Source organism: Janibacter sp. CX7, from assembly GCF_024362365.1.
GTDB lineage: Bacteria > Actinomycetota > Actinomycetes > Actinomycetales > Dermatophilaceae > Janibacter.
In genome coordinates, this window is record NZ_CP101464.1 from 871,222 (window position 1) to 892,438 (window position 21,217).

Genomic DNA, 21,217 nt, shown 5'->3' on the forward strand with positions numbered 1-21,217 from the left:
CCCCTGGATCTGAGGTGTCTGGACTGGGCGAGTGCCCTGGGTCGGCAGTCTACGTCCCGGTAGCCGGGCCCGGCCGTCTACGCTGGCCCGGACATGACTGACGACACAACGCCCGAGCTCATCGGTGGCCGCTACGAGCGCCTGCGACCGATCGGCCGTGGGGGTATGGGCACCGTGTGGCTGGCTCGCGACACCGTCCTCGGCCGCCGGGTGGCGGTCAAGCAGATCGGTGACTTCCCCGGCGAGAGCGAAGGGGAGACCCGTCGCGCCATGCGCGAGGCACGGGCCGCGGCCGCGCTCAACCACCCCAACGTCGTCGCCGTCTACGACGTCACCGAGCACGACGGCACCCCGTGGCTGGTCATGGAGTACGTCGCCGGCCCGACCCTCTCGTCGGCGGTGCGCGAGCGCGGCCCGATGACGCCGAAGGGAGCGGCGGACCTCGGTGCGCAGCTCGCGGGCGCGCTCGCGGCGGCGCACCGGGCGGGCATCGTCCACCGCGACGTCAAGCCGGCCAATGTCCTCATCGGCGGGGGCCGCCCCAAGCTCGGCGACTTCGGCATCGCCCGGGCCGGCACCGACGACCAGCTGACCCAGACCGGTCTCGTGACGGGCACCCCCAGCTACATGGCCCCCGAGGTCGCCGTGGGCGGCGAGGGTGGCGAGTCCGCGGATGTCTGGGCGCTCGGCGCGACGATCTACTTCGCCGTCGAGGGCCAGGACGCCTACCCCTCGCAGGGCAATGCCCTGGCGACCCTGCGGAGCATCTCCTCGCGGCCCCCGCGCCGCCCGGAGCGCGCCGGCCCGCTCGAGCCCGTGCTCGCCGACATGCTCTCCCGCGACACCGCACGTCGCGGCACGATGGCCCAGGTCCTGCGCCGGCTCGAGAGCGTCGCCGCCGGTGGCACGGCCGGCGCCTCGCCCGCACCCGCCGCGACGACCGTGGCACCCGCGGCGGGGGCTGCGGGACCGGTGGGAGCCCCCCTTCAGACCGGGCAGGCGCCGCCGCCGCGCCGGGGCAATGCCCTGCTGTGGGCCCTGCTCGTCGCCGGTGTCGTCGCGCTGGCGGTCGGGGCGATCGCCTTCGCGATGTCGCAGGGGGACAGCACCGGGAGCGGTGGCTCGTCGTCGACCGGTACCCAGCAGGAGCCGACCTCCAGCGAACCGGAGACGCTCACCGAGACGACGACGGAGACGACGACCTCGACCCCCACCCAGTCGTCCACCTCCGAGAGCTCCTCGGAGGAGCCCACGAGTCCGGACGCGGACGAGGAGCAGATCGGCGGGGACGAGGCGCGCGACTTCATCGACACCTACTTCGCGACCGTGACGAGCGACCGCGATGCGGCCTGGGACATGCTCGCCCCGACGCGGCAGACCGACCGGGCCGGCTACGACGGCTTCTGGGACTCGATCGACAAGGCCAAGGTCACGGACCTGTCGTGGGACGAGGACGCGAGCGCCGCGACCGTCACCATCGAGTACCACCCCAAGGCCAAGGGCAAGGGCAAGGCCAAGCCCCCGAGCGCCGAGACCCACACCTATGTGCTGACCCGCATCGACGGTCAGATCAAGATGACGAAGTGATCGGAGTCCCCTGTGCTGCTTGCCTTCTCGATCGCCCCGGCCACGCCTGACCCGACCGGTTCCTACGCCGAGGCCGTGGCCGCCGCCCTGCGGGTCGTGCGTGACAGCGGGCTGCCGCACGACCTCGGCTCGATGTTCACGACGATCGAAGGGGAGTGGGACGAGGTCATGGCCGTCGTCAAGGGCTGTGTCGACGCGATGGGGCCCTACGGAGACCGGGTGAGCCTGGTCATGAAGGCCGACATCCGCGCCGGTCGCTCGGGCCAGATGAGCGCCAAGGTCGAGCGGGTCCGGGGCCTGCTCGACGACCCGACGCAGTCGTGACGATTTTGTGACCTTCGGGGGTCTTTGGGATGGTGGATCGTCCGCCACCTCGGTGGGCACCCCCTGATGTCCCACGGAAAGTCCCCGATGTGAGCACGCTCCTGCAGCGCGTGGCCGGCGCGATCCTGGCCCTCCTCGGCCTCGTCGCCGCGGTGGTCGGCGGTTGGTTCCTCGCCAACCTCGGCACCTCCGGCACCGCCACCTTCACCGCCGAGCCCGGCCAGCGCGTCGTCGTCCTCGAGCCCGACGTGCTCAACCGCGTCGACCACCCCGTCGAGATCACCGCGACCGGCTCCGGCCGCATGTGGTCCGGGACCGCGCGCCCCTCCGACGTCGAGGCCCTCCTCGGCGACGGCGCCCGCGCCCACGTGGCCGGTGTCGACGTCTCCGACTGGGCCCTCGTGAGCACCGACGAGGGCTCCGGCAAGGCGGTCTCGCCGGGCACCCTCGACGTGTGGCAGGAGACGACCACCGGCGACGGCGAGGTCACCCGCACCATCGAGCAGGCCGACGCCCCGCAGACCCTCGTCGTCGCGGCCCCCACGGGCGCCGAGGTCGACTCCGTGACGATGACCGTCGTCGACGGTGGTTGGGGCACGAAGGCCCTGACGACCCTCGTCGTCGGCATCGTCGTGCTGCTGCTCGGCCTGGCCCTGCTCGCCCGCTCCTTCGGGCGCCTCGGCGGTCGCCGTGACCGGACCGCCCGCCCGACCACCGAGGAGGCCCGCGCATGAGCCGCCGTCTGACCCCCTTCGTCCTGGCCCTGCCGCTCGCCCTCGGTGGCTGCGGCGTCGGCTCGTCCATCGCCGGTGTCCACGACGCCCCGGCCGAGCGCTCCGACGGCGCGTCGATCACGACGACGACCGCGACCAAGGTCGCCAGTCGGGTCGTCGGCGACGTCGCCGGCGTGAGCCTCGCCGAGGACGACACCCGGCTGCGCAAGGAGCTGCTCAGCGGCCCCGCCCTGCGCGAGATCGAGGCCGTCGTCACGAGCAAGGACGTCTCCGGCCGCTCCACGGCCACCCCCAAGGACCTCGAGGTGCTCGCGGTCAGCCGCGGCACCGACTGGCCTCGGGCCGTCCTCGCGACCTCGCGCACCGGCGACGTGCAGCACCTGCACGTGCTCGTCGCGCAGAGCGCGGACCGGGCCTACACGCTCTTCGCCGACGTGCCGATGGCCGCCGGGGCGAGCGTCCCCGCGCTGCCGCCCGTCGAGGAGGGAGCCGCGGTCAAGCTCTCCTCCGCGCCCGAGCAGGACGTCACCTCCGCCGCCAATGCCTGGGCGAAGGGGGTCGCCTTCCCCGCGTCGAAGAAGGCCTCCAAGGAGGTGTCCGTCGGCGACGGCTTCTCCCAGGCGCTGAAGAAGAACGCCGCGAAGACCAAGGAGGACCTCGGGGACCTCGGCTACTACGCGCAGCGCCAGACGGTGGCCAAGGGCGAGACGGTGAGCTTCGAGCTCGCCGACGGCGGGGCGATCACCTTCCTGCCGATGACCCGCACCGACACGATCCGCGCGACCAACAAGCTCAAGGAGCTCAAGGTCCGCGAGCCGGCGCTCAAGTACGTGCTCGACGCGTCGACGGTGGAGCGCGCGCTCTCGGTCAAGCACGTCGAGACCCTCGCGCTCGTCACCCCGGAGCAGGGCAAGGCCCGCGTCGTCGGTGCCAGCGAGGTCGTCGCCTCCGCAGCCGGCAGCTGACGGGCCCGACCGGCTCCCGGCGCTCGACGCCGGGTGCCGGCGGCCCGGGCCGGTGGGGGACAATGACGGCATGAACGACCCGACCCGAGCCCTGCGCGGCGCCGTCGACCTCTCCGGGCTCGGCGCCCCCGCCCGTCCCGACTCCCCGGCCGCTGGCGCCGGTGCACCGCGTGGTGCCGCTGGGGGTGCGGCCGCTGGCGGCGCGCCTGCTGGTGCGCCCCCCGCCGGTGCTCCCGCCGGTGGTCTCGACGCCATGCTCGTCGAGGCGACCGACGCGACCTTCAACCAGATCGTCGGCCGCTCCAGCGTCGTGCCCTCCGTCGCCGTCGTCTGGTCGTCGCGGCAGCCGCAGAGCAAGGCGCTGCTCGACGACGCGCTCGACATCGCCGGCGCCCTCGACGGTCGCCTGCAGGTCGTGAGCATCGACATCGCGACCAACCCCCAGATCACCCAGGCGATCCAGCCGCCCGAGGTGCCCCTCGCCCTCGGTCTCGTCGGCGGGCAGCCGGTGCCGCTCTTCAGCGGGCTCGTCGACCGCGAGCAGTTCCGCCAGGTCGTCGACCAGCTGCTGCAGGTCGCGGTCCAGCACGGGGTCACCGGACGGGTCAGCGGCGCGGCCGCGCCCGAGGGCGCCGAGGACGAGCTGCCGCCCCTGCACCAGGAGGCCTACGAGGCCATCGAGCGCGACGACCTCGACGCGGCGGCCGCCGCCTACGAGCAGGCCATCGCCGCCGACCCCAAGGACACCGAGGCCCAGCTCGGGCTCGCCCAGGTCGGCCTGATGCGCCGTACCCGCGGCGTCGACCTGCAGGCCGCCCGCGAGGCAGCTGCCGGAGACCCGCAGGACATCGACGCGGCCCTCGTCGTCGCCGACCTCGACGTCCTCGGCGGGCACGTCGAGGACGCCTTCACCCGGCTCATCGACCTCGTGCGGGTCACGGCCGACGAGGACCGCGAGCGGGTCAAGGCGCACCTGCTCGACCTCTTCTCCGTCGTGGGCTCGCAGGACGAGCGCGTGCGCAAGGGCCGCACGACGCTCATGAGCGCGCTCTTCTAGATCACCGGCCGCGGGTGGCGTGAAGTTGGCAACGACGACACGCTGCCCGTGACCTCGACTTGACCGACCCGTGATCTGTCTGTGACCATCGGTGCGCCCCTGCGCCTATCCGGAAGCCACGCCATGCGTCACCTGCCCAAGATCACGACCGCCCTGTCCGCCCTCGCGGTCGCCGCCACCGGTGGTGTCGCTGCCGAGACCGTCGCCCCGACGCCGGCGGAGGCCGCCACGAAGGTCACCGCCTCGTCGGGCGACCGCACGGACGCCACGACGCTCGCGAAGTCGCGGGTCAGCAAGACCCCCTACCGCTACGGCGGCACCTCGCTGTGGACCGGCGCCGACTGCTCCGGCTTCGTCCAGACGGTCTTCGCCAAGCAGGGCGTGAAGCTCCCGCGCACCGTCTCCCAGCAGAAGGCGGCCGTGCGCCAGACCTCGAAGACCTGGCTGCGCCCCGGCGACCTCGTCTTCTACGGCAGCTACCACGTCGGCGTCTACGTCGGCAACGGCTACATCGTCGACGCGCCCTCCTCGGGCCGCGTGGTCAGCAAGCGCAAGATGTGGTCCGGCTCCCGGACCTACGGCACGCTGCGCCCGGCCTGACCCACCTCGGCGACCGGCGTGAGGTAAACCGCGCCGAGCGCCGCCACGTGCACCTCCGCCGACCACGGCTGGCCCTGCCAGGGCCACTCCTGCGCCGTGACGACGACGCCCGCCTGGCTCGGTGAGCCGGCCCCGTCGTAGCCGCAGGTGTCGAGCGCGACCTCCCAGCGACCCCCCTTCGGCAGACCGATGCGAAGGGGGGTCCGCGCCACCCCGCCGAAGTTGACGACCACGGCGACGACGTCGTCGTGGCGCTCGCCGTCGCCGAAGCGCAGGAAGGAGACGGTGTTGCCCTGCTCGTCGTCGGCGTCGAGCCACTGGAATCCGGCCGGCTGCGCGTCGAGCGCCCACATCGCCGGATGCGCCGTGGCGAAGGAGTTGAGGTCGGCGACGAGCTCGCCCAGCCGTCGGTGGTCGGCGTGGTCGAGCAGGTGCCAGTCGAGGGAGCGGCTCTCCGACCACTCGCTCGTCTGCCCGAACTCCGTGCCCATGAAGATCAGCTGCTTGCCCGGGAAGGCCCACTGGTAGGCGTAGAAGGCGCGCAGCGTCGCGAAACGCTCGGCGTCGCCGCCCGGGATCTTGTAGGGCATCGAGCCCTTGCCGTGGACGACCTCGTCGTGGCTGATCGGCAGCAGGTAGTGCTCGGCGTAGGCGTACATCATCGCGAAGGTGAGCAGCCGGTGGTGGTGCTCGCGGTTGATCGGGTCCTCCGCGAGATAGCGCAGGGCGTCGTTCATCCAGCCCATGTTCCACTTCAGCCCGAAGCCGAGGCCGCCCTCGCTCGTGCGCCGGGTGACGCCCGGCCAGGCGGTCGACTCCTCGGCGATGGTGACGATGCCGGGGGAGCGGCGGTAGGCGGTCGCGTTGATCTCCTGCAGGAGCGCGACGGCCTCGAGGTTCTCGCGCCCGCCGTGGACATTGGGCACCCACTCGCCGGCCTGGCGGGAGTAGTCGAGGTAGAGCATCGAGGCGACGCCGTCGACGCGCAGCCCGTCGACGTGGAACTCCTCGAGCCAGTACAGCGCGTTGGCGACGAGGAAGTTGCGCACCTCGGGGCGACCGAAGTCGAAGACATAGCTGCCCCAGTCGGGCTGCCAGCCGCGGCGCGGGTCGGGGTGCTCGTAGAGCGGCAGCCCGTCGAAGCGCACGAGGGCCCACTCGTCGGTCGCGAAGTGCCCCGGCACCCAGTCGAGCAGCACGCCGATGCCAGCGCTGTGCAGCTCGTCGACGAGGTGGCGGAAGTCGTCGGGGTGGCCGAAGCGCGAGTTGGGCGCGAAGTAGCTCGTCACGTGGTAGCCCCACGACGGCGGGTAGGGGTGGTCCATGACCGGCATGAGCTCGACGTGTGAGAAGCCGTGCTCGCGCACGTGGTCGACGAGCTCGGTCGCCAGCTCGCGATAGGTCAGCCCCTGGCGCCAGGACCCGAGGTGCACCTCGTAGACGCTCATCCGGCCGGTGTGCGGGTCGCGCTCGGCACGCTCGGCCAGCCACTCGGCATCGCGCCACGCATACGTGCTCTCGGTGACGACCGAGCCGGTCGCCGGGGCGGTCTCGGCGAGCCGGGCCATCGGGTCCGCCTTGTGCCGCAGCACGTCGTCGGCGCCGCGCACGGCGAACTTGTAGACGCTGCCGACCGCGGCGTCGGGGACGAAGAGCTCCCACACGCCGGACTCGCCGAGCAGTCGCATCGGGTGGGTGCGCTCGTCCCAGCCGTTGAAGTCGCCGATGACGTGCACGGCCTTGGCCCGTGGGGCCCACACGGCGAAGGCGACACCGTGCACCGGCCCCATCGGCCCGTCGTAGCGCTGCGGTCGGGCGCCGAGCACGGTCCACAGCTGCTCGTGGCGGCCCTCGCCGATGAGGTGCAGGTCGACGTCGCCGAGCGTCGGGACGAAGCGGTAGGGGTCGTCGCCGACGTGCTCGATGCCGTCCTCCCAGGTCGTGAGGACCCGGTAGTCCATCGTGCGGGTCGCGTCGGGGCGCAGGCCGGAGAAGATGCCATCGTTCTCGTGCTGGAGATCGACGACGACGTCGTCCTCGAAGCGCACGCGCACCCGGGTGGCGAGCGGTCGACGCACCCGCACGCGCAGTCCGCCCTCCTCGAGGTGCTGGCCCAGGACGTCGTGCGGCTGGGCGCTGCGCCCGTGGGTCACGGCCCACAGGGCGCCGGGCAGGGCGGAGTCGGGGACGGGCGTCACGGGCGTGCCTCCTGCAGCAGTCGGTCGATCGCGGTCGTCGGCAGCTCGAGCCAGGTCGGGCGGGTGCGCGCCTCGTAGACGACCTCGTAGAGGGCCTTGTCGAGGACGAAGGCGGTGAGCAGCGCGCCGTGGGAGCGCGGGTCGGGGCCCACGTCGGCGTAGCCGTCGAGATAGGCGGTCTGTGCGGCCGTGCACCAGCGGCGGACGTCGCGGCCGGGCTCGGCCCGCTCGACGGTGCCGGCGACGTAGTCGAGCGAGCGCAGCACCCCGGCGACGTCGCGCAGGGTGCAGTCCGGTGCGTTGCGCTCGGCGAGGGGGCGCAGGGGCTCGCCCTCGAAGTCGATGAGCACCCAGCCGCGGTCGGGCGCGTCGAGCACCTGGCCGAGGTGGAGGTCGCCGTGGATGCGTTGCAGCGCAGGCCAGCTCGCCTCCTCGGCGGCCGCCCACACGGCCTCCAGGTCGGCCGCTTGGGCGGCCAGCCCGGGCACCTCGCTCGTCGCCATCGCGGCCCGGCGGCGCATGGCCGCGACCCGGCGGGCGACCTCGTCGGCGCCGGGCGCCACCGTGGGCAGGGCGCGGGCCAGGGTCGCGTGGACCTCGGCGGTCGCCCGGCCGAGCTCGCGGGCCCGGGCGGTGAAGTCGGTGCCGTCGCCAGCCATCCGCAGGCACTCGCGCCACGCGTCCGTCGTGCCCTCGAGATACTCCTGGGCGAAGGCCAGCTGACCGACGTCCCTCCCTTCGCCATCGGGCCGCTGCCAGGCGCCGGCCACGTGACCGACGCTCGCGGGGACGAAGGGGGAGTGCGACGCGGCGAGTGCACCCTGGAGGGTGATGTCGGGGTTGTCGCCCGGGGAGAGGGTGCGGAAGACCTTGAGGATCACCGGGGCGCCCGTGCCGGGGACCGGCTGCACGACGACGGAGGTGTTGGACTGCTCGCCGGTGAGCACCCGGCTCGAGGCGACGACCGGGTCGTCGGGCCACGCCGGGTGCGGTGCCCCGACGACGTCGGGGTCGACGTCGTCGGACACCGAGCCGGCCTGTGCTGCAACGCGCCCGCGGAGCAGTGCCATGAGCTGGGTGACGAAGACGGGGTCGTGCGGGGCGTCGTAGACCCACCGGTGGCCGAGGACGGAGTGCTCCATCTCGCCGACGAGCGCGGCCTCGCCGCCGGGCAGGGGAGCGCCGCGGTAGGTGAGCGGCACCTGGTGGACGGTCGGGCTCGGCCCGGACTCGTCGAGGACGATGATCACCTCGATGCCGACCTCGCCGGCCGGGTCGTCGAGGCGCCACGAGTCGAGACGGCGCAGGCGCGGGCGGCCCTGGCCGGGGAACCACCGCTGGTCGCCGACCCAGCCGGCGAGCAGCTCGAGCTTCGTCGGGACGAGGGTGGCGTCGTGGACGGTGGCCATCAGCGCCGCACCGAGACGATGTGCACCGGCTCGGCGTCGGGGCCGAGGCGCACATAGGTGGCCTGGCCCCACTCCCAGCGCGCGCCGGTCACGTGGTCCTCCACCTCGAAGCGCGCGTCGGGCTCGAGGCCGAGGGCGCCCATGTCGAGACGCAGGGTCGACTCGCGCGTGGTGTGCGGGTCGACGTTGGCGACGACGATGACGGTGTCGACGGTGCCGTCATCGAGGGTGCGCGACTTCGAGTAGGCGATGAGGTTCTCGTCGTCGACGTGGTGGAAGGTCAGGTTGCGCAGCAGCTGCAGGCTCGGGTGCTGCCGGCGCGCGCGGTTGAGCATCGTCAGCCACCCGATGAGCGAGTCGCCGCGCTCGGCGACCTCGGCCCAGCGGCGGTCCTTGAACTCGTACTTCTCGTTGTCGATCTGCTCCTCGGCGCCGGGGCGGGCGACGTGCTCCATGAGCTCGTAGCCGGCGTAGATGCCCCACGTCGGCACCATCGTCGCGGCGAGGGCGGCACGCACCTGCCAGGCGGCCCGCCCGCCGAACTGCATGTAGGGCGTGAGGATGTCGTGCGTCGTCGGCCAGAAGCTCGGCCGCATGTAGGCCGCGGCCTCGCCGCTCACCTCGGTGCCGTACTCGACGAGCTCGGGCACGGTCGTGCGCCAGGCGAAGTAGGTGTAGCTCTGCTGGAAGCCGACCTTGGCCAGGGTGTGCATCATCGCCGGCTTGGTGAAAGCCTCCGAGAGCCAGATGACGTCGGGGTGGTCGACGGCGACATCGGCGATGAGCCACTGCCAGAACTCCACCGGCTTGGTGTGCGGGTTGTCGACGCGGAAGATCTTCACGCCGTGGTCGATCCACACCTGGACGACGCGACGGACCTCGGCGTAGATGCCGGCGGGGTCGTTGTCGAAGTTGACCGGGTAGATGTCCTGGTACTTCTTCGGCGGGTTCTCCGCATAGGCGATGGTCCCGTCGGCGCGCGTCGTGAACCACTCGGGGTGCTCGGTGACCCACGGGTGGTCGGGGGAGCACTGCAGCGCGAGGTCGAGGGCGACCTCGAGGCCGAGCCCGGTGGCGTCGGCGACGAAGGCGTCGAAGTCCTCGAAGGTGCCCAGCTCGGGGTGGATCGCGTCGTGCCCGCCGTCGGGGGAGCCGATGGCATACGGCGAGCCGGGGTCGTCGGGCCCGGCCTCGAGGGTGTTGTTGGGCCCCTTGCGCGCGGTCGTGCCGATGGGGTGGATCGGCGTGAGGTAGACGACGTCGAAGCCCATCGCCGCGATCGCCGGCAGCCGCTGGGCCGCGGTGCGCAGCGTGCCCGTGACCCACCGCCCGGTCGCCTCGTCGAAGCGTGCCCCCTCGCTGCGGGGGAAGATCTCGTACCAGGACCCGAAGAGCGCCAGCTCGCGCTCGACGAGCAGCGGCAGGTCCGTGCTCGGGCTGACCAGCTCGCGCAGCGGGCGGGCCTCGAGCTCCGCGGCAGCGGGACCGGTCGTCACGAGGTGCAGCGCCGCGGTCGCCTGGTGACCCGTGAGGTCGCGCAGGACCGCCGCTGCCTGGCGAAGGGAGGTCCGCCCCACTTCGTCACGGAAGGGCTCGGCCGCGGCCCGGTCGAGGACGATCGCCCCCTCCTCCCGCATGAGGTCGGCGTCGATGTCCGCCGGGATCTTGATGCCGGCGTCGTGCACCCACGTGCCCCACGGGTGCGACCAGCCCTCGACGCGGTAGTGCCACAGGCCCTCGCGGTCGGCCACGACCTCGGCCTCCCACAGGCTCAGGCCGGGGTTGGTGCAGGTCATCGGCAGGTGGCGCTCGGCGCCGTCGGGGTCGGTGAGCACGAGCGTGGCGCTCACCGCGTCGTGCCCCTCGCGGAAGACCTCGGCAGTGACGGTGAAGGGCTCGCCGACGACGGACTTCGCGGGGCGGGCGCCGTGGTCGACCACCGGACGCACCCCCGTGACGGGGATGCGGCCGAGGGGGAACTGCGGCGGCCCGGAGACCGGCGTGCCGGTCGTCGGGGACGGGGCAACGGTGAAGTCGGTGCTCACCCCTGTGAAACTACCCGCCGCAGGGCGTCGACCCCAGCGGGGGGAGGTCATCGGTGTGGACTTGGCCACAACGGCTGGGAGGCGCAAAGATGGCCCGGGTGAAGGCCATCCGACGTTTCAGTGTCCGAACTGCCCTCCCCGAGCCGATCGCCGCCCTCGGCGACCTGGCCATGAACCTGCGCTGGAGTTGGCACTCGCCGACCCGCGCTCTCTTCGCCGGCATCGACCCCCAGCGGTGGGACACCGTGCACCACGATCCTGTTCGCATGCTCTCCGCCTTCTCGGCGAGCGAGCTCGACGCGCTGGCCGCGGACACCGACTTCGTCTCCCGCGTCGCCGCCGCCAAGGCCGACCTCGACGCCTACCTGTCCGCCCCGCGGTGGTTCCAGGAGGAGAGCGCGAAGGGTGACGCCCCCGCTTCGATCGCCTACTTCAGCCCCGAGTACGGCATCACCGCCGTGCTGCCGCAGTACTCCGGCGGCCTCGGCATCCTCGCCGGCGACCACCTCAAGGCGGCCTCCGACCTCGGCGTGCCGATCGTCGGCGTCGGTCTCTTCTACAAGACCGGCTACTTCAAGCAGAGCCTCAACGCCGACGGCTGGCAGCAGGAGACCTATCCCGTCGCCGACCCGCAGGGGCTGCCGCTGCACCTGCTGCGCGAGGCGGACGACACCCCCTGCGTCATCAGCATCGCGATGCCCGGGGGCGGTCAGCTGCGCGCGCACGTGTGGCGCGCCCAGGTCGGCCGCGTGCCGCTGCTCCTGCTCGACTCCGACGTCCCCGGCAACGACGACGCGATGCGCGCGGTCACCGAGCGCCTCTACGGCGGCGGGGGTGAGCAGCGGCTCCAGCAGGAGATGCTCCTCGGCATCGGTGGTGTGCGTGCCCTGCGGCTGTGGTCGCGCCTCACCGGAGCACCCGAGCCGGAGGTCTTCCACACCAACGAGGGCCACGCCGGCTTCCTCGGCATCGAGCGGATCAGCGAGTTCACCCAGTCCGCGGGGATGAGCTTCGAGGAGGCGATGGAGGCCGCCCGGGCCGGCACCGTCTTCACGACGCACACCCCCGTGCCCGCCGGCATCGACCGCTTCGACGTCAGCCTGCTCGAGCGCTACTTCGGTGGTGCGCAGGAGCTGCCGGGCGTGCCGCTCGACAAGCTGCGGGCGCTCGGCGCCGAGACCTACGAGGGCGGCTCCGAGGGCATCTTCAACATGGCGGTCATGGGGCTGCGCCTCGCCGAGCGCGCCAACGGCGTCTCGCAGCTGCACGGGCACGTCTCCCGTGAGATGTTCGACGGGCTGTGGCCGGGGTTCGACGACTCGGAGGTGCCGATCACCTCGATCACCAACGGCGTGCACGCCCCGACCTGGGTCGACGACGCGGTCTTCGACGTCGCCGCCGAGTACCTCGGGGGCCGAGACGTCGAGGCCGGTGACCAGTGGTTGCAGATCGGGGACGTGCCCGGCGAGGCGATCTGGGCGGCCAAGGCGCAGATGCGCGCCCGGCTCGTCGAGGACGCCCGTGCCCGCCTGCGGGCGAGCTGGGGCAAGCGCGGGGCGACCGACGCCGAGCTCGGCTGGACCGACTCCGTCCTCGACCCCGACGTCCTGACGATCGGCTTCGCCCGCCGGGTGCCGACCTACAAGCGCCTCACCCTCATGCTGCGCGACCCCGAGCGGCTCAAGGCCCTGCTGCTCCACCCGGAGCGCCCGGTCCAGCTCGTCATCGCCGGCAAGTCGCACCCGGCCGACGAGACCGGCAAGCAGCTCATCCAGCAGATGGTCCGCTTCGCCGACCAGCACGACGTGCGCCACCGCATCGTCTTCCTGCCCAACTACGACATCGCGATGGCCCGCACCCTCTACCCGGGGTGCGACGTGTGGCTCAACAATCCGCTGCGCCCCTTCGAGGCCTGCGGCACCTCGGGCATGAAGGCCGCGCTCAACGGCGGGCTCAACCTCTCCATCCTCGACGGCTGGTGGGACGAGTGGTACGACGGCGACAACGGCTGGGCGATCCCCACCGCCGACGGTGTCGAGGACGAAGGGCGTCGCGACGACATCGAGGCCGCCGCGCTCTACGACCTCATCGAGACCCAGGTCGCGCCGCGCTTCTACGACGTCGACGAGCAGGGGCTGCCGCAGCACTGGCTGTCGATGCTGCGCCACACCCTCACCACCCTGGGGCCCAAGGTGCTCGCCACCCGGATGGTCCGCGACTACACCGAGCAGCTCTACGCCCCCGCGGCCGCGCACAACGCCCGGGTCAACGCCGACGACCACGCCGGCGCCCGCGCGCTCGCCGACTACAAGGCCCGCGCCCGCGCCGGCTGGTCGGCCGTGCACGTCGACCACGTCGAGGGCTCCGGCATCTCCGACAGCCCGCTCGTCGGCGAGCAGCTGAGCGTCGACGCCTACGTCGCCCTCGACGGCCTCGCGCCGCACGAGGTCGACGTGCAGGTCGTCGCCGGCCGCGTCGAGCTCGGCACCGACGACCTCGTCGACTGGGACGCCACGTCGCTGGGCTTCGTCGAGTCCTACGAGGACGGCAAGGCGAAGTTCTCCGGCCAGGTCCCCATCGAGCGCACCGGCCAGTTCGGCTGGACCGTGCGCGTGCTGCCCCGGCACGAGCTCATGGCCTTCCCGTCGAGCCTGGGGCTCGTCGCCAACGCCTGATCTTCGCCCCCCGCTGCTCAATACCCGCGGGGTCGCCTCCGGCGTCGCCGGCGCCTCTGGCGTCGCGGGCGAAGGGAGGGGTGGCCCTAAGGAAAAGTCCGGCCGCTTGGCAAGCCGACTCACGTCGTGCGGGCAGCCGGACTTTCCCATGAGTCGGGCCGACCCCTCCCTTCGTCCGCTCCTGGAGCGCGTTGGGTGGAGGTGGTGGCGTCCGGCTATGCGGTCGCTGGTACCTCGACCCGCCCTCTCGCGGCGTCAGGTCGTGTAGAGGCGCAGGCTGAGGGGGGTGAGGGTCTGCTGGCGGTCGGTGGAGCCCGAGTCGGCGTCCTGCGGGCGCTCCCAGGCGCTGTCCCACCTCAGGCGAAGGGGGCCGACGTCCGGGAGCGTGACGGCAGCCTCGGCGAGGCCCCCGTGCACCACGAGCAGCGCCGCGGGCTCGCCGGCGAGGTGCAGCTGCAGGGTCCGCCGCTCGTCCTGGGCCCAGGTCTCGTCGGTCATCGCGGCACCGGTCTCGTCGTACCAGCCGATGACCGACTCGTCGTGGTCGCGCAGCACGGGGACCTCGCGCCGCAGCGCCGTGAGGTGGGCGGCGGTGGCGAGCAGGTCGCGCCGGGCGTCGTCGAGGTCCCAGTGCAGCCAGGTCATCTCGTTGTCCTGGCAGTAGGGGTTGTTGTTGCCGTCGTGGGTGCGGCCGATCTCGTCGCCGGAGGCGATCATCGGCACACCCGCCGACAGCAGCAGGGTGCCGAGCAGGTTGCGCACCGAGCGGCGGCGGGCGAGCGAGATGACGGCGTCGTCGGTGGGGCCCTCGGCGCCGTGGTTCCACGACCGGTTGTGGTCGTTGCCGTCGCGGTTGTCCTCGCCGTTGGCCTCGTTGTGCTTCGTGTCGTAGGCGACGAGGTCGGCCATGGTGAAGCCGTCGTGCGCGGTGACGAAGCCGACCGACGACAGGGGAGTGCGCTCGCCGAAGAGGTCGCGGCTGCCGACGAGCCGGGTCGCGATCTCGCGCACACCGGGGCCGCTCACCTCGCCGCGCGAGAGCGCCCCCGCGTCGGCGAGCCAGAAGTCGCGGGTCGCGTCGCGGAAGCGGTCGTTCCACTCCGCCCACGCCCCGGGGAACTGCCCGGTGCGCCACCCGTCGGGCCCGAGGTCCCAGGGCTCGGCGACGTGCAGCACCCGCGAGAGCACCGGGTCCTCGCGCAGCGCGACGAGGAAGGGGTGGTCGGGGTCGTAGCCGAGGTCGTCACCGCGGCCGAGCGCGACGGCCAGGTCGTAGCGGAAGCCGTCGACGTGGACCTCCTCGACCCAGTAGCGCAGCGAGTCGAGGACCATCTCGAGCACGAGTGGCTCGGTGAGGTCGAGCGTGTTGCCGCAGCCGGTGACGTCGACGTCGTGGCCCTGCTCGTCGAGCCGGTACCAGGTCGCCGCGTCGAGCCCCCGCCACGAGAGGGTCGCGCCACCGGTGCTCTGCTCGGCCGTGTGGTTGTAGACGACGTCGAGCAGCACCTCGATGCCGGCCGCGTGCAGCAGCTTGACCATGCCCTTGATCTCGCGCAGCACCTCGTGCGGGTCGGCGTCGCTGGCATAGGGCGCGTGCGGGGCGAAGAAGCCGAGCGTGTTGTAGCCCCAGTGGTTCGTCAGGCCGAGCTCGACGAGGTGCGGCTCGTCGGCGAAGGCGTGCACCGGCAGCAGCTCCACGGTCGTCACGCCGAGCCGCTGCAGGTGCTCGATGGTCACCGGGTGCGCCATGCCGGCGTAGGTGCCGCGCAGGTGCTCCGGCACGCCGTCGAGCAGTCGGGTCACCTCGCGCACGTGCGCCTCGTAGACCACCCGCTCGTCACGCGGGTGCGCCGGCGGGGCGTCGTCGCCCCAGTCAAAGGTCGTGTCGAGCACGACGTTGCGGGGGACGAAGGGGGCCGAGTCCAGCTCCGAGCGGACGGTCACGTCGCCCTCGCCGGCCTCGTCGACGGCATGCCCGTAGACGGCCGGCTCGTAGGTCACGCGGCCCTCGACGGCGCGGCCCCACGGGTCGAGCAGCAGCTTCGCGGGGTTGTGACGGTGCCCGGCGGCCGGGTCCCACGGGCCGTCGGCCCGCAGCCCGTAGCGGGTGCCGGGGTGCACGTCGGGGACGAAGCCGCCCCACCAGCCCTCGCCCGCGGCGGGCAGGGAGACGCGAGTTTCCTCCCCTTCGTCGTCGAAGAGGCACAGCCACACGGCGGTGGCGTGCGCGGCCGGCACGGCCACCTCGACCCCGCCCGCGACGGGGCGCACACCCGGGGCGGGACGGTCGGGGAGCGCCTGGGCTGTGGTCGTCGACATGGCTCACAGGGTAAGCAGTCGGTACGTTGAGGCCATGAGCGATCCGACCGCCCTTCCCAACTTCGGCACCACCCCCACCCCCTCCGGCGAGCAGAGCGAGCCCGAGGCCCCGCTGCGCGACCGCATCGAGGCGGCGCTGCGCGAGCTCGGCCTCGAGCCGCGCATCGACGACGAGGGTGACGTGGCCTTCACCTTCTCCGAGCAGCAGATGTTCGTGCGCGCCGCGGACGACGAGTCCAACGTGCTGCGCGTCTTCGGCCAGTGGGCCCTCGAGGACCCGGTGCCGACCGACCCGATGGAGCGGCTGCAGGTCAGCAACGACCTCAACGTCGCCTTCAACCTCGTCAAGGCCGCCGTCGCCGGCGACACCCTCCTCGTGACGAGCGAGCACATCCTCCCGCGCGGCGCCGACGTGCGCGGCCTGCTCGGCCTCGCCCTCCCGCTCGTCCTGCAGGGCGTGCAGCTGTGGCACCAGCGCGCCACCGGCCAGGACCTCGAGGAGGCCGTCGCCGAGCAGCAGGGTCAGCAGACCGACGGGCAGGCCCCGGCATGAGCGAGCAGGTCGTCCGGCTCGAGGTCGCCGACGGCATCGGCACGATCGTCCTCGACCGCCCGAAGATGAACGCCCTCGACGCGCAGATGCAGCGCGAGCTCGTCGCCGTGGCCGACGAGGCCGCCGAGCGCGACGACATCAAGGCGGTCATCGTCTGGGGTGGCGAGCGGGTCTTCGCCGCTGGCGCCGACGTCAAGGAGATGGCAGAGATGTCCTACACGGACATGGCCGCCCACGTGCGTCTGCTCCAGCGCTTCTCCCGCGCGCTCGCCTCGATCCCCAAGCCGACGGTCGCCGCGATCACCGGCTTCGCGCTCGGCGGCGGTCTCGAGACGGCGCTGTGCTGCGACTTCCGGGTCGTCGCCGACAACGCGAAGGTCGGCCTGCCCGAGATCACGCTCGGCATCATCCCCGGCGCCGGTGGCACCCAGCGCCTGCCGCGCCTCGTCGGCCCGGCGAAGGCCAAGGAGCTGATCTTCAGCGGCCGGATGGTCGACGCCGCCGAGGCCCTGGAGATCGGTCTCGCCGACCGGGTCGTGCCCGCCGCCGAGGTCCTCGACGCCGCGAAGGCGCTCGTCGCCCCCTTCGTCACCGGGCCGACGCAGGCCCTGCGTGCCGCCAAGGAGGCCGTCGACCGCGGGCTCGAGACGAGCCTCGACACCGGTCTGCAGATCGAGGCGCAGCTCTTCTCCGCGCTCTTCGCCACGCAGGACCAGAAGTCCGGCATGCGCAGCTTCGTCGACAACGGCCCCGGCAAGGCCACCTTCGAGGGCATCTGATGACCGTTGCCGGCGCCGCGAGCGCAGAGCAGGTCGAGGCCGCCTGGGAGGACAACAAGCTGGCCCAGGTGCTCTACCACGACTGGGAGGCGCAGACCTACGACGAGAAGTGGTCGATCAGCTTCGACGACCGCTGTACCTCCGTCGTGCGCGACCGCTTCCTCCACGTGCTCGAGTCGACCCGCCAGCCGGGGGAGTCGCTGCCCTACGGGCGCACGCTCGAGCTCGGCGCCGGCACCGGCTTCTTCTCGCTCAACCTCAAGCTCGCCGGCCTCGTCGACGAGGTGCACGTCTCCGACCTGTCACCCGGCATGGTCGAGGCGGCCAAGGCCAATGCGCGGCGGCTCGGCTTCGAGATCGAGGGACAGGTCGCGGACGCGGAGGCCCTGCCCTACGAGGACGACAGCTTCGACCTCGTCGTCGGGCACGCGGTGATCCACCACATCCCCGACGTCGAGGGCGCCCTGCGCGAGGTGGTGCGCGTGCTCAAGCCGGGCGGGCGCTTCGTCATCGCGGGTGAGCCGACGACCATCGGGCACTGGTACGCCCGGCACATCTCCCGGGCGACGTGGGAGACGGCGACGCGGGTGGCCAAGCTGCCTCCCTTGCGCCGCAAGTGGGCTCGCGCCCAGGCCGAGCTCGACGAGTCCTCCCGCGCAGCGGCCCTCGAGGCGGTCGTCGACCTGCACACCTTCGACCCGAAGCAGCTGGCGGCCATGGCCCGTCACGCGGGTGCGAAGCACGTGGGCACGGCGACGGAGGAGCTGACCTCCGCGCTCGCCGGGTGGCCGATCCGCACCTTCGAGTACGCCGTCGCCGACGACGCGCTCGGCTTCGGCTGGGCGAAGTTCGCCTACGGCACGTGGAAGAACCTCATGAAGGTCGACGCGGTCCTCGGCCGCGTCGTGCCGCAGCGCTTCTTCTACAACGTCGGCGTCACCGGCACCAAGCCCCTGCGGTGACGCGAGCGGTGACAGCGCGCTCCTCGCACCTCACGTGGTGGCACTGGGCCCGGTGGGTCGTCGCCAACCGGGCCTGGAGCCACCACCACGTCCTCGGCTACCTGCGGATGGTCCGGGCGAAGGCCCGCACCCCCGGCCTCGTCTTCGAGGGTCCGTGCTTCATCGGGCCGGACGTGCAGTTCCAGGTCGCGCCCGGCACCGCCCGCCTCGTCATCGGTGCCTACACGCACATCGGTGGCGGGTCGGCGCTGCGCGCCCACGAGGGCACGCTGCGCATCGGGGCCAAGACGGTCATCGGCATTCGCAACACCTTCAACACCTGGCTCGACATCGAGATCGGTGAGGCCTGCCTCTTCGCCGACGACGTCTACGTGTGCGACTTCGACCACCGCACCGAGGACCTCGAGACGCCGATCAAGGACCAGGGGATCATCAAGTCGCCGGTGCGCATCGGCGACGACGTGTGGGTCGCGACGAAGTGCGTCATCACCCGCGGCACGGACATCGGCGACCACTCGGTCGTCGGTGCCGGCGCCGTGGTCCGCGGGACGCATCCCCCCTTCGTCGTCCTCGGCGGTGTGCCGGCACGCGTCGTCAAGCAGCGCCAGCCCGTCCCGGTCCCGGACGACCTCGACCTGCCCGCGGGGTGGTGACGTGACCCGCGAAGCCCTCGACGTCCTCGTGGCGCACATCCCGGCCACCCACACCGAGCAGGTGCTGGCAGCGCTCTTCGACGCCGGCGCGGGTGCGGTGGGGGAGTACCGCGAGTGCGCCTTCGTCCAGCGTGGCGAAGGGAGGTTCCGTCCCGTGGGCGGGGCGAACCCGACGATCGGCGAGGTCGGCCGGCCCGAGCGGGTCGTCGAGGACCGGGTCGAGGTGACCTTCCCGCGATCGCGAAGGGCGTTGGTGGTCAAGGCGCTTCGCGCGGCGCACCCCTACGAGGAGCCCTCCTTCCACGTGCTCACCAACGTCGGGGACGAGACGCCCTCCGTCCCTCCCGCTCCCTGAGGAAGGTCGCGCAGCGACCGCCTCGAAGGGCGGTGTGGTGAAGGGCACCCTCACCCGCGTTGGAGGTCTGGTGCCGCGCTGGATAGCGTGAGCGGACTGGGAGCCTCCCCACAGTTCGGGCCCAACCGGCGCGGCTGCTGAGAGGATCGCCCGGTACCCAGCCCCCTCACCCAGGAAGAGGACGATTCGCCGATGAACATCGTCGTCTGCGTGAAGTACGTTCCGGACGCACAGTCCGACCGCGGATTCAACGAGGACAACACGACCGACCGCGAAGGCGTGGACGGTCTGCTGTCCGAGCTCGACGAGTACGCCGTCGAGCAGGCCCTGCAGATCGTCGAGGCCGGTGAGGGCGAGGTCACCGTGCTGACCATCGGTCCCGCCGACGCTGCCGAGGCGGTCAAGAAGTCGCTCCAGATGGGTGCGGACAAGGGCGTGCACGTCTCCGACGACGCGATCGCCGGCTCCGACGCGCTCGCCACCTCGCTCATCCTCGCCGAGGCGATCAAGAAGATCGGCACCCCCGACATCGTCCTCACCGGCATGGCCTCGACCGACGGCACCATGGGTGTCGTCCCCGCGATGCTCGCCGAGCGTCTCGGTCTGCCGCAGGTCACCTACGCCTCCGAGCTGACCGTCGACGGCGGCGTCGCGAAGATGCGCCGGGACGGCGACACCGCGAGCGAGACCGTCGAGGCCTCCCTCCCGGCCCTCATCTCGGTCACCGACCAGATCAACGAGCCGCGCTACCCCTCCTTCAAGGGGATCATGGCCGCGAAGAAGAAGCCGGTCGAGGAGTGGACCCTCGCCGACCTCGGTGTCGACGCCGGCCAGGTCGGTCTGGCCAACGCCGCGACCGCCGTCGAGGCGACGACCAAGCGTCCCCCGCGCGAGCAGGGCACGATCGTCACCGACGAGGGTGACGGCGGCACGAAGCTCGCCGAGTTCCTGACCACCAACAAGTTCGTCTGAGCGACGACCCGGACACCAAGGAGCAACAGACATGGCTGAAGTCCTCGTCCTCGTCGACCACGCAAACGGTGAGGTGAAGAAGCCCGCCGCGGAGATGCTGACCATCGCCCGCCGCCTGGGTGAGCCCTCCGCCGTCTTCATCGGCCCCGGCGCCGAGACCGCCAAGGACCTGCTCGCCCGCTACGGCGCCGAGAAGATCTACGCCGTCTCCGACCCGGCCGCCCTCGAGCACCTCGTCGCCCCCCAGGCCGAGATCCTCGCGCAGCTGGTCCAGTCGACGTCCCCCGCCGCGGTGCTCATCCCGAGCAACTCCGCCGGCAAGGAGATCGGTGCCCGCCTCGCGGTCAAGACCGACTCCGGTCTGATCACCGACGCCGTCGACGTGCAGGAGGGGCCGGTCACGACCCAGTCCGTCTTCGCCGGCAGCTACACGGTCCAGGCCAAGGTCACCAAGGGCACCCCGATCATCTGCGTCAAGCCCAACTCCGCTGCGCCGGAGCAGGCCAACGGCGCCGGTGCCTTCGAGGAGCTCTCCGTGAGCCTCTCCGACGGCGCGAAGGCCGCCAAGGTCACCGCGTCCGAGCCGAAGAAGGCCTCCGGTCGTCCCGAGCTCACCGAGGCGGCGATCGTCGTCTCCGGTGGTCGTGGCACCGGCGGTGACTTCTCGCCGGTCGAGACCTTCGCCGACGCGCTCGGTGCCGCCGTCGGTGCCTCGCGCGCCGCGGTCGACGCCGGCTGGTACCCCCACTCGTCGCAGGTCGGTCAGACCGGCAAGCAGGTCTCGCCGCAGCTCTACGTCGCGGCGGGCATCTCCGGTGCCATCCAGCACCGGGCCGGCATGCAGACCTCCAAGACGATCGTCGCGATCAACAAGGACGAGGAGGCCCCGATCTTCGAGCTCGTCGACTTCGGTGTCGTCGGTGACCTCTTCACCGTCCTGCCCCAGGCCACGGAGGCCGTCAAGGGCAAGTGACCTCCGGTCACGCCTGACGAAGGGCGCCGCTCCCCATCAGGGGGCGGCGCCTTTCGC

18 protein-coding genes are annotated in these 21,217 nt (G+C 72.3%); 14 read left to right on the forward strand and 4 right to left on the reverse strand.

Features of this window, described 5'->3' with window-relative positions:
• The first annotated feature begins 93 nt into the window (after positions 1–93).
• The 6 genes from NMQ01_RS04325 to NMQ01_RS04350 all read left to right on the forward strand — a co-directional run bounded on the left by NMQ01_RS04325 (position 94) and on the right by NMQ01_RS04350 (position 5,267).
• Entirely contained in the window at positions 94–1,587 is a 1,494-nt protein-coding gene (locus NMQ01_RS04325) for a serine/threonine-protein kinase (protein ID WP_255185641.1), read from the forward strand.
• Positions 1,588–1,599: 12 nt separating this feature from the next.
• Positions 1,600–1,911, forward strand: a complete 312-nt coding sequence (locus NMQ01_RS04330) for a thiamine-binding protein (protein ID WP_255185642.1) — start codon at positions 1,600–1,602, stop codon at positions 1,909–1,911.
• 89 nt (positions 1,912–2,000) lie between these two features.
• The gene (locus NMQ01_RS04335; protein WP_255185643.1) at positions 2,001–2,645 is read left to right on the forward strand and encodes a hypothetical protein; all 645 of its coding nucleotides are present in this window, start codon (positions 2,001–2,003) and stop codon (positions 2,643–2,645) included.
• On the forward strand, positions 2,642–3,610 hold the full coding sequence (locus tag NMQ01_RS04340) for a hypothetical protein (protein ID WP_255185644.1): 969 nt from the start codon (positions 2,642–2,644) through the stop codon (positions 3,608–3,610). The genes NMQ01_RS04335 and NMQ01_RS04340 overlap by 4 nt, the downstream gene beginning before the upstream one ends.
• Before the next feature lie 70 nt (positions 3,611–3,680).
• Positions 3,681–4,667, forward strand: coding sequence for a co-chaperone YbbN (locus NMQ01_RS04345; RefSeq protein ID WP_255185645.1), 987 nt, complete (start codon positions 3,681–3,683; stop codon positions 4,665–4,667).
• 123 nt (positions 4,668–4,790) lie between these two features.
• Positions 4,791–5,267, forward strand: a complete 477-nt coding sequence (locus tag NMQ01_RS04350) for a C40 family peptidase (RefSeq protein ID WP_255185646.1) — start codon at positions 4,791–4,793, stop codon at positions 5,265–5,267.
• On the opposite strand, the gene glgB is transcribed toward NMQ01_RS04350, so the two are convergent.
• Genes glgB through NMQ01_RS04365 form a run of 3 tightly spaced genes read right to left on the reverse strand, consistent with a single transcriptional unit; the run spans position 5,243 to position 10,919 of the window.
• On the reverse strand, positions 5,243–7,465 hold the full coding sequence (gene glgB / locus NMQ01_RS04355; RefSeq protein ID WP_255185647.1) for a 1,4-alpha-glucan branching protein GlgB: 2,223 nt from the start codon (positions 7,463–7,465) through the stop codon (positions 5,243–5,245). The genes NMQ01_RS04350 and glgB overlap by 25 nt on opposite strands.
• A complete protein-coding gene (locus NMQ01_RS04360; protein WP_255185648.1) occupies positions 7,462–8,874 on the reverse strand; it encodes a phosphotransferase in 1,413 nt (470 codons plus the stop codon). Before NMQ01_RS04360 ends, glgB begins: the two co-directional genes overlap by 4 nt.
• Positions 8,874–10,919: an alpha-1,4-glucan--maltose-1-phosphate maltosyltransferase gene (locus tag NMQ01_RS04365; protein ID WP_303708221.1), complete on the reverse strand. Its 2,046-nt coding sequence runs from the start codon at positions 10,917–10,919 to the stop codon at positions 8,874–8,876. The genes NMQ01_RS04360 and NMQ01_RS04365 overlap by 1 nt, the downstream gene beginning before the upstream one ends.
• Before the next feature lie 98 nt (positions 10,920–11,017).
• Between NMQ01_RS04365 and glgP the strand changes: the two genes are divergently transcribed.
• Positions 11,018–13,594, forward strand: coding sequence for an alpha-glucan family phosphorylase (gene glgP, locus NMQ01_RS04370; RefSeq protein WP_255185649.1), 2,577 nt, complete (start codon positions 11,018–11,020; stop codon positions 13,592–13,594).
• 255 nt (positions 13,595–13,849) lie between these two features.
• Here the strand turns inward: glgP and glgX are convergent, their stop codons facing one another.
• Positions 13,850–15,913, reverse strand: coding sequence for a glycogen debranching protein GlgX (gene glgX / locus NMQ01_RS04375; RefSeq protein ID WP_255185650.1), 2,064 nt, complete (start codon positions 15,911–15,913; stop codon positions 13,850–13,852).
• Between the two features lie 34 nt (positions 15,914–15,947).
• On the opposite strand from glgX, the gene NMQ01_RS04380 reads away from it, so the two are divergent.
• The 7 genes from NMQ01_RS04380 (at position 15,948) to NMQ01_RS04410 (ending at position 21,160) form a co-directional block, all read left to right on the forward strand.
• Complete coding sequence (locus NMQ01_RS04380) at positions 15,948–16,466, forward strand: YbjN domain-containing protein (protein ID WP_255185651.1); 519 nt, start codon at positions 15,948–15,950, stop codon at positions 16,464–16,466.
• Positions 16,463–17,245, forward strand: coding sequence for an enoyl-CoA hydratase/isomerase family protein (locus tag NMQ01_RS04385; protein WP_255185652.1), 783 nt, complete (start codon positions 16,463–16,465; stop codon positions 17,243–17,245). Before NMQ01_RS04380 ends, NMQ01_RS04385 begins: the two co-directional genes overlap by 4 nt.
• On the forward strand, positions 17,245–18,207 hold the full coding sequence (locus NMQ01_RS04390; RefSeq protein ID WP_255185653.1) for a class I SAM-dependent methyltransferase: 963 nt from the start codon (positions 17,245–17,247) through the stop codon (positions 18,205–18,207). The genes NMQ01_RS04385 and NMQ01_RS04390 overlap by 1 nt, the downstream gene beginning before the upstream one ends.
• Before the next feature lie 8 nt (positions 18,208–18,215).
• Positions 18,216–18,860, forward strand: a complete 645-nt coding sequence (locus NMQ01_RS04395; protein WP_255185654.1) for an acyltransferase — start codon at positions 18,216–18,218, stop codon at positions 18,858–18,860.
• 1 nt (position 18,861) lies between these two features.
• The gene (locus NMQ01_RS04400) at positions 18,862–19,215 is read left to right on the forward strand and encodes a hypothetical protein (protein ID WP_255185655.1); all 354 of its coding nucleotides are present in this window, start codon (positions 18,862–18,864) and stop codon (positions 19,213–19,215) included.
• Positions 19,216–19,407: 192 nt separating this feature from the next.
• Positions 19,408–20,187, forward strand: a complete 780-nt coding sequence (locus NMQ01_RS04405; protein ID WP_255185656.1) for an electron transfer flavoprotein subunit beta/FixA family protein — start codon at positions 19,408–19,410, stop codon at positions 20,185–20,187.
• Between the two features lie 31 nt (positions 20,188–20,218).
• On the forward strand, positions 20,219–21,160 hold the full coding sequence (locus NMQ01_RS04410; RefSeq protein WP_255185657.1) for an electron transfer flavoprotein subunit alpha/FixB family protein: 942 nt from the start codon (positions 20,219–20,221) through the stop codon (positions 21,158–21,160).
• Positions 21,161–21,217: the final 57 nt, after the last annotated feature.

Bases quoted from the DNA above. Each gene is read 5' to 3' on its own strand.
- NMQ01_RS04405 (WP_255185656.1), top strand. From the start codon at position 19,408: ATGAACATCGTCGTCTGCGTGAAGTACGTTCCGGACGCACAGTCCGAC.
- NMQ01_RS04345 (WP_255185645.1), top strand. From the start codon at position 3,681: ATGAACGACCCGACCCGAGCCCTGCGCGGCGCCGTCGACCTCTCCGGG.
- NMQ01_RS04360 (WP_255185648.1), bottom strand. From the start codon at position 8,874: ATGGCCACCGTCCACGACGCCACCCTCGTCCCGACGAAGCTCGAGCTG.
- NMQ01_RS04380 (WP_255185651.1), top strand. From the start codon at position 15,948: ATGAGCGATCCGACCGCCCTTCCCAACTTCGGCACCACCCCCACCCCC.
- NMQ01_RS04325 (WP_255185641.1), top strand. From the start codon at position 94: ATGACTGACGACACAACGCCCGAGCTCATCGGTGGCCGCTACGAGCGC.
- NMQ01_RS04350 (WP_255185646.1), top strand. From the start codon at position 4,791: ATGCGTCACCTGCCCAAGATCACGACCGCCCTGTCCGCCCTCGCGGTC.
- glgX (WP_255185650.1), bottom strand. From the start codon at position 15,913: ATGTCGACGACCACAGCCCAGGCGCTCCCCGACCGTCCCGCCCCGGGT.
- NMQ01_RS04390 (WP_255185653.1), top strand. From the start codon at position 17,245: ATGACCGTTGCCGGCGCCGCGAGCGCAGAGCAGGTCGAGGCCGCCTGG.
- NMQ01_RS04340 (WP_255185644.1), top strand. From the start codon at position 2,642: ATGAGCCGCCGTCTGACCCCCTTCGTCCTGGCCCTGCCGCTCGCCCTC.
- NMQ01_RS04410 (WP_255185657.1), top strand. From the start codon at position 20,219: ATGGCTGAAGTCCTCGTCCTCGTCGACCACGCAAACGGTGAGGTGAAG.
- NMQ01_RS04385 (WP_255185652.1), top strand. From the start codon at position 16,463: ATGAGCGAGCAGGTCGTCCGGCTCGAGGTCGCCGACGGCATCGGCACG.